Genomic DNA, 6,490 nt, shown 5'->3' on the forward strand with positions numbered 1-6,490 from the left:
CTCTTATCATTAATGATCTAATGCTTTATCGTATTTTCCGACCACTTTTCCAAACTGCGTATATGCAGGATTTTTCCAATGATAGCCATCTCCTGCTGCATACTGTGCTTTCAGATAACCACCGGAATCCTTTAAAAAGTCTGTATAATCCAGATAATTTGCATGAACTTTCTTTGCAAGCTTTTTCAGCTTCTTATTAAAGATCGGGATCTGCTTCATACCGGTATGCCTTGCACGTTCCGCCCTTGTTACAGGAGATACCGCACAAAGTACAATATCGGTATTCGGGCTTGCCTGTCTGATATAATTGATCATATCTTTATATTCCGCGATCATCAGACTGGTCTTGCGATAATGGATCTCATTCATTCCAAGCATCATATAAACACGGTATGGACGCTCCGCTACAAGCTTTTGCAAACCGGTTCTTCCATTAAAGATTCGTTTTGTATGGAACGTTACTGTATTTAATCCACGATAAGCTACTGTTTTCTTCTTTGCACTCGAATGCATCTGTGGAAATGCCTGTCCATAACCTACTCCCTCGCAGATCGAATCTCCGGCAAATACAATCTTTCTTTTGTATGTTTTCATTTTCATCTGTCTCTTTTTAGAAGGCACGCTGTCCGATGGTGACAGTTTTTTCTTCTTACAAGCCTGCACATAGAAAGAATAGGCTGTATGATTCTTTAATTTCTTTACCAGCAGATGTGTATTCTTTGTCACGCCTGCAAGATGATATTTTCCATTCTTCTTTGCATAATAAACACGATAATAATTCGCTTTTTTATGTTTGTTCCATGTCACTTTAACTACATGTGTAGAATATCGAAACAGTTTCACACCGGAAACTTTCTTCCATTTCTTCACCTTTGCTGTCGGCTGTACCGTTTCTTTTGGAGCGGATGTCTTATTCGATTGAGTCGATGGTGACGCCTCTGTTGTAGAAGTCGGACTGCTTTCCGGCAACACAGCCACAGTATTTTGTGGCTGTTCCTGTGCCTGAACCTTGGTCTGATCATTTCCGCTTCCTATGCCAAGGCTGCTAATAAGAATCGAAGCAGCTATTCCTACGCTCCATATATGATGTATCTTTCTGTTTTTCATATTATCCTCCATTTTCTCGTCGTACACTCTGTAAAAATATTACTGTATATCAAAAATCCATCTCGAAATCTTTCGTTCAAAAGATTCCAAGAGTACATTAACGTGCATTTTCCTATTCCGTAAATAAGTGCAAAGCCAGCGCTTTGCACTCCAAGAATTGCTAAAGCAATTCTTGTTGATGCACCGCTACCGTACATGCATTTTCCTATTCCGTAAATAAGTGCAAAGCCAGCGCTTTGCACTCCAAGAATTGCTAAAGCAATTCTTGTTGATGCACCGCTACCGTACATGCATTTTCCTATTCCGTAAATAAGTGCAAAGCCAGCGCTTTGCACTCCAAGAATTGCTAAAGCAATTCTTGTTGATGCACCGCTACCGTACATGCATTTTCCTATTCCGTAAATAAGTGCAAAGCCAGCGCTTTGCACTCCAAGAATTGCTAAAGCAATTCTTGTTGATGCACCGCTACCGTACATGCATTTTCCTATTCCGTAAAAAAGCAGATCCTACCGACAGGATACTGCTTACTATCTATGTAAAACAGTATATCGGTATCAAAATGCATTGTCAATGTGCTTTTCTGCGTTCTAACTCTTGCAAAAATCCCATTTTGCCGTTGTTTTTATTATTATGATATTGTCATTCGTGCGCACGCATACCATGTGCGTACTGTGTATTATTTGTGCGTACTGTATATTGTTCTATCACGATCTTTATCGTTTGGTTTCCTATCCGTTCTACAGATACATATCCTCATACAGTTTCTTTATACTCTCCGGGGCATCCAGCCATTCGTTACCATCATCATCGAAAAAGCGGATGACACCGCCACCGTTATGTGGATGATACACGATTCCTCCACCTGGTGGGGAAACACCTAAGACTGCCCGGTTTGAAACTGTTCTATACGGATTCCAGGCGGAATGACTTAGCTTTCCTGTACAGCCGGGGCATTTAATAGTTGCAGCCAAAGCAGGGGTATCTGCCACACGCTCTTTCCAGTTCTTTGCACGCTTCAGATAATGCAATGCTGTACGGGATGGTGTACGCAAAATAGCAGCAAAACCTTTTAATGTGCCATAATCCTCCTTCTTTAAATATTTGTCACTTTTCAGATCATATCCACACGAAGTTGTAAAAACACTCTGCCAGTATTTTGTTCCATCCTTGTCCGTTACTTTTGCAATACACCACGCATGATTCAAGTCTGTATTGGAAATAGACTTAACATTTAATCCAACTGCCTTGCCGATATCCATTCCCATATAAGCTCCATCGCTGCATACTCCCTTAAAAGTTCCGTTATACAACTGCTTAAACTGGTTATTTTCTTTACGGTGATGACAATAGTACCACTTATATTTTTTCGTTCCATTGTAATGCATACGTCCCCGGCAATATGCCTCCAGCACCAATGCTCTTTTCTGGGAAGTGGTAAATGTTTTCAGGATTTCATCAATGGTAAATGTCTCTGATACCTTTAATTCCTTTCCGTTGGCATCTTCATAATCCCGATGCACACGGAATTCGTATTTTAATTTAGAATTCCGCTTGATCAGTTTTTTCTCCCACTGTGCCAGTGCTGTGCGAAGTCCCTTGTCCGGATTGGCAAGCATTGGCTTTAATTCTGCCTTGATCTTATTCAGATAATTTACTTCTGTCTTGAGATTGATCTTCTGCGTTTTGCCATTTTGAAAATAAACTTGAACTGCCTGTGTCGTATTACAATCGGTGTCCGATATCTTAATACGATATTTCCCTGATAGGATCTTGATCGCAAATGCCTTATTCGTGCTTACTTTCTTTACCTTTTTAATCTTGTTGCTAAATGCATATGTCTTTGACTTGTCCTCTACAACTTTGATCGTTTTCGTTGCATATGCTTTTGCCGCTGCCGGTACTCCGATCCATGTTACAAACAGTAGAATTGCTATCCCCCAAAAAAACGGTTGCAAAAATTTTTTTCTTATCTCCATAAGTCATCTCTCCTTTCTTTTACTTATATGACAAGTCAAGTTGCAAAAAAGTTTTAAAAAAATCAATTTTTTTGATTTTTCATACTCAATGCATTGAGTATATAGAATATTAAGATTACCGTCAAGATTACACTCCCTGCCATTACGCAGCTTAATACATATTTTCTGTTTTCAGAATAAAAATAATAATATACTCAATCTATTAAGCATGCTCAAAGTATTAAATATGTTATGGTCATCATATAAAAAGGAGTGCGCATGATCTTATGATTTCTTATAAACCGTTTTTTGAAACTTTGGCGAAAAAAAATATTTCAGAATATGAATTGATCTTTAAGCAGGGGATTTCAGCCAATACTATCCACCGTATCAAAAAAGGAGAAGCCATCACGACAAAAACTCTGGATACCCTCTGTTTTATTTTAGATTGTTCCGTTTCGGAAATTCTTGAACACGACAAGACCAAATGAAAAGTATAGGAGCAGGATATCATGTCCTGCTCCTGTACTTTCATTGATAAGAAGAAAATTTCTCTTGCTTTAGGGTTGCAATCTTCTTTTCAAAGAAAACAACCAGATCTTTTCTTTCCTGTATGACAAATTCTTCCGCCATACACAAAAGTTCTTCTTTGTGTTCCTGAAAAAATCCATCCGGCAGATTGCCAAGTGTCTCCATGATCCCGGTCATGCGTGCCAGTTCCATTGCATTCATGACCACCTCTTTATTTCTGCTTGTACTTTTCATAGGCTTCTTCCAATCCGGACAAATCCTTGCGGCTCTTCATTTCCGGCAATGCTTTCATGCCTTTTGGCCAGTATTTTCTGTGATCCACTTCAGAACCGGCAGCACATTTGTATGCTTTCTCTTTGCACTTCATCTTTCCATTTATAATGGTGTAGTTATATAAATGACCATCATACATAGCTCCTGTATCACCATAATAGTCATCACCGGTTTCTACAATTACACCCGGCTTTCCGGGACGGTAATATAACCCGTTTTGAACAGAAATGCCTGCCAATTCATCTAACAGGTACACCCCTTTTTCTTCGGAATACGAATAGAACCGATACATTTCATCATATCTGGAATCACCATAATGCAAATAAATGATCAATTCAGGAATATTATCTTCATTCATGTCATGCAGCAGATAGTCATAATCCGTAATATGTACCTTTTGCCCTTCGTTCCACATGTCGTCCATCGTAATCTGTCTGCTCAGGAATTTTTTATAAGCTTTCTTCCACTTATCAGCCAAAGGTACCGGTGTGGCTGTAGGTTCCGGTGTCTTTGTCGGCTCTACAGTAGCCGTTGGCGTGGCAGTCGCTTCCCTTTGCTGTGTCGGTACTATTGTCGCTTTGTCAGGACTTGTCTGTCCCAGAACAACGCCCACAATCCCAAGTCCAATACCGCCTATCACAGCCACTCCTGCTGCTGCCATGGTAATTTTACCGGCCATTGAATTCAGGAATTTCTTACCGGCTGAAGCAGTTTCCATACTTTCTGCTGCTTTTGGCAGATTTTGCAATCGCTCTAAAACCGTATTGATCGGTGGGATCACCAGTCTGCCACTCGCAAGAAATGCATTTTCCTCGCTTTCTAATAAGAACAAAAGCAAAGGCAATGGTGCCATACTGTAGAGTTTGTAACCCCGTTTTTGCAATTCTTCGGACTGCTTTTTAATCCCTTTTCTTCCGTAATTCAATCTGGACTTAACCGTATTTTCGGAACACTCCATAGCTTGGGCAATTTCCCGGATACTGGCACCCTCCAGATGAAACATCAAAATACACATCCTCTGATCTTCCGGCAGCGCATCGATCATAGTCCGCACCATTTCCTGTGTTTCCTTCTCTGTGTATGCTATTTCCGGCTGTCTGCTTACATCGGTGTCCTCCCATTGCATTTCCATGGTCTCTCCTTCATCATTGACACCATCCAAATCTGAAAAAAATACCATTTTCTTTTTTTGCAAAGCATTTTTCGCTGTGTTGGCAACAATCATGCCCAGCCAGCCGGGAAATTTATCGGGTTCCTTTAACGTATCCAATTTTGAAAATGCCTGCACATATGCATCTTGCAAAACATCCTGTGCATCCGAATCGTTTCCCATATACTTTTTTGCTATGAAAAACTTTTTCTGGTAGGTACTCTGGTACAAAAAATTATACCCTTCCTGCCTGCCGGCAAGTGCCTGTGAAACCGCCAGAACGTAATCCGGATTGTTTCCTATTTGTTCATTGCTATACATATCTTTTCCTCCTTTTACCTATATGACAAGTGCCACGATCAAAAAGTTTTATATTTTCTAAATTTTTTTCAAAAAAACTAAGATATGGCTATTGTATCATACTTATCCTTTGTAATCAGAGGAGTTTCTATCTTATCAGCCAACCACTTCCGCTCTTACACTGCGGACTCTTTTGGTCTTTGTATTTTTAAAATCCGCTGTAATAAAAGTAAAGATTCCTTTTTTCAACCGGATCGTTGAATTATTTTTAATCTTTTTGCCACCAGTATATCCCAAACGAACCAGTTTCCATCCTTTTTTCGGTTTTACGCTGATTTTTACTTTTGTACCCAGATTGTGTTTCCAAAAGAATGGATGCTTTTTGAATTTAGAAGCATAATTTTTGCCATTAAAGGAAAATGATGCACATGGATTCCGGTATTTCCATAGTGTGATCTTGGTTGTAAAATGTTTGGTACTTTGTGTGCCATCTTTTTCTTTCCATGTCAGATCATAAGAAAGAGTCGTAGTTCCTGCGTTCTTTCTGGTAAAATGAATATCCACTTTGTCCTGAATCTTTGCCTTTACAATCTTTGGATTAGAAGATTTCAGGTTGATGATCTTAGCTCCCTTCGGGGTGTGGCTTCCATACAGATACAGATCTTCGTCATCTCCGATTCCCTCATCGCAGCTCCATACACAACGGGAAGTCGGGTAAGTGATCTTGTCCTGATTTACCGTTGTTTTGACCGTCTGGTCTGCCACCTCTTCTGCTTTAACATTCTGAGGGACGAACAGCATAGTGCAAAGAAGCAACACACTGATCCCCCTTTTTCCGATTTGACGCATTTCTCGTTTTGTTTTCATATTCTTCTCCTTCCTTGCTATTGTTTTAGCATTCCTTTTATTTTTGCATGCTCAATATATTGAGTATATTCTTTCTGACATAAAAAGTCAATAAATGTCTGTTCTTTTCGCAAGGCACTTTTGTCGGACTTTTGTCGGTTAGGATGTGGGCTGGAATGGTCGCTATTGGCACCGATATAGGTACAGAAGAACTGGCTCATCTCGAAATTGTTGCAACAATCATCCGCCAGCTCACCAGAAACCTGACACCGGAAGAAATTAAGTCATCGGGCTTTGATAAATACTATGTTGATCATACCCTTGCAAT

At 39.8% G+C, this 6,490-nt stretch carries 8 protein-coding genes; 2 read left to right on the forward strand and 6 right to left on the reverse strand.

Going from position 1 to position 6,490, the window contains the following annotated elements; translation table 11 throughout:
• Window positions 1-9: 9 nt before the first annotated feature.
• The 3 genes from H8700_RS07440 to H8700_RS07450 all read right to left on the reverse strand — a co-directional run bounded on the left by H8700_RS07440 (window position 10) and on the right by H8700_RS07450 (window position 3,083).
• Window positions 10-1,107 (reverse strand): GDSL-type esterase/lipase family protein, encoded by a 1,098-nt coding sequence (locus tag H8700_RS07440; protein ID WP_249304809.1) that lies wholly within the window; start codon window positions 1,105-1,107, stop codon window positions 10-12.
• The gene (locus H8700_RS07445; protein WP_249304812.1) at window positions 1,104-1,583 is read right to left on the reverse strand and encodes a hypothetical protein; all 480 of its coding nucleotides are present in this window, start codon (window positions 1,581-1,583) and stop codon (window positions 1,104-1,106) included. Before H8700_RS07445 ends, H8700_RS07440 begins: the two co-directional genes overlap by 4 nt.
• Before the next feature lie 261 nt (window positions 1,584-1,844).
• Complete coding sequence (locus H8700_RS07450) at window positions 1,845-3,083, reverse strand: hypothetical protein (protein WP_249304816.1); 1,239 nt, start codon at window positions 3,081-3,083, stop codon at window positions 1,845-1,847.
• 266 nt (window positions 3,084-3,349) lie between these two features.
• Here H8700_RS07450 and H8700_RS07455 point away from each other — a divergent pair, with 266 nt between their 5' ends.
• On the forward strand, window positions 3,350-3,553 hold the full coding sequence (locus H8700_RS07455) for a helix-turn-helix domain-containing protein (RefSeq protein ID WP_022141088.1): 204 nt from the start codon (window positions 3,350-3,352) through the stop codon (window positions 3,551-3,553).
• Between the two features lie 40 nt (window positions 3,554-3,593).
• On the opposite strand, the gene H8700_RS07460 is transcribed toward H8700_RS07455, so the two are convergent.
• The 3 genes from H8700_RS07460 to H8700_RS07470 form a co-directional block, all read right to left on the reverse strand.
• Window positions 3,594-3,827, reverse strand: coding sequence for a hypothetical protein (locus H8700_RS07460; protein ID WP_249304819.1), 234 nt, complete (start codon window positions 3,825-3,827; stop codon window positions 3,594-3,596).
• Complete coding sequence (locus H8700_RS07465; protein ID WP_249304822.1) at window positions 3,805-5,337, reverse strand: RNA polymerase sigma factor; 1,533 nt, start codon at window positions 5,335-5,337, stop codon at window positions 3,805-3,807. Before H8700_RS07465 ends, H8700_RS07460 begins: the two co-directional genes overlap by 23 nt.
• Before the next feature lie 135 nt (window positions 5,338-5,472).
• Window positions 5,473-6,183 carry a hypothetical protein gene (locus tag H8700_RS07470; RefSeq protein ID WP_249304825.1) on the reverse strand — a complete coding sequence of 237 codons (711 nt, stop codon included), beginning with the start codon at window positions 6,181-6,183 and terminating at the stop codon, window positions 5,473-5,475.
• Between the two features lie 143 nt (window positions 6,184-6,326).
• Between H8700_RS07470 and H8700_RS12475 the strand changes: the two genes are divergently transcribed.
• Window positions 6,327-6,490 (forward strand): manganese catalase family protein (locus H8700_RS12475; protein ID WP_249304833.1); only part of this gene is annotated, 164 nt, incomplete at its 3' end.

It is taken from the genome of Jutongia hominis, from assembly GCF_014384965.1.
In the GTDB taxonomy this organism is placed as follows: Bacteria; Bacillota; Clostridia; order Lachnospirales; family Lachnospiraceae; genus Butyribacter; species Butyribacter hominis.

Excerpts from the sequence above, each read along its gene's own strand:
- H8700_RS07440 (WP_249304809.1), bottom strand. The coding sequence starts at position 1,107 with ATGAAAAACAGAAAGATACATCATATATGGAGCGTAGGAATAGCTGCT.
- H8700_RS07445 (WP_249304812.1), bottom strand. The coding sequence starts at position 1,583 with ATGTACGGTAGCGGTGCATCAACAAGAATTGCTTTAGCAATTCTTGGA.
- H8700_RS07450 (WP_249304816.1), bottom strand. The coding sequence starts at position 3,083 with ATGGAGATAAGAAAAAAATTTTTGCAACCGTTTTTTTGGGGGATAGCA.
- H8700_RS07455 (WP_022141088.1), top strand. The coding sequence starts at position 3,350 with ATGATTTCTTATAAACCGTTTTTTGAAACTTTGGCGAAAAAAAATATT.
- H8700_RS07460 (WP_249304819.1), bottom strand. The coding sequence starts at position 3,827 with ATGAAAAGTACAAGCAGAAATAAAGAGGTGGTCATGAATGCAATGGAA.
- H8700_RS07465 (WP_249304822.1), bottom strand. The coding sequence starts at position 5,337 with ATGTATAGCAATGAACAAATAGGAAACAATCCGGATTACGTTCTGGCG.
- H8700_RS07470 (WP_249304825.1), bottom strand. The coding sequence starts at position 6,183 with ATGAAAACAAAACGAGAAATGCGTCAAATCGGAAAAAGGGGGATCAGT.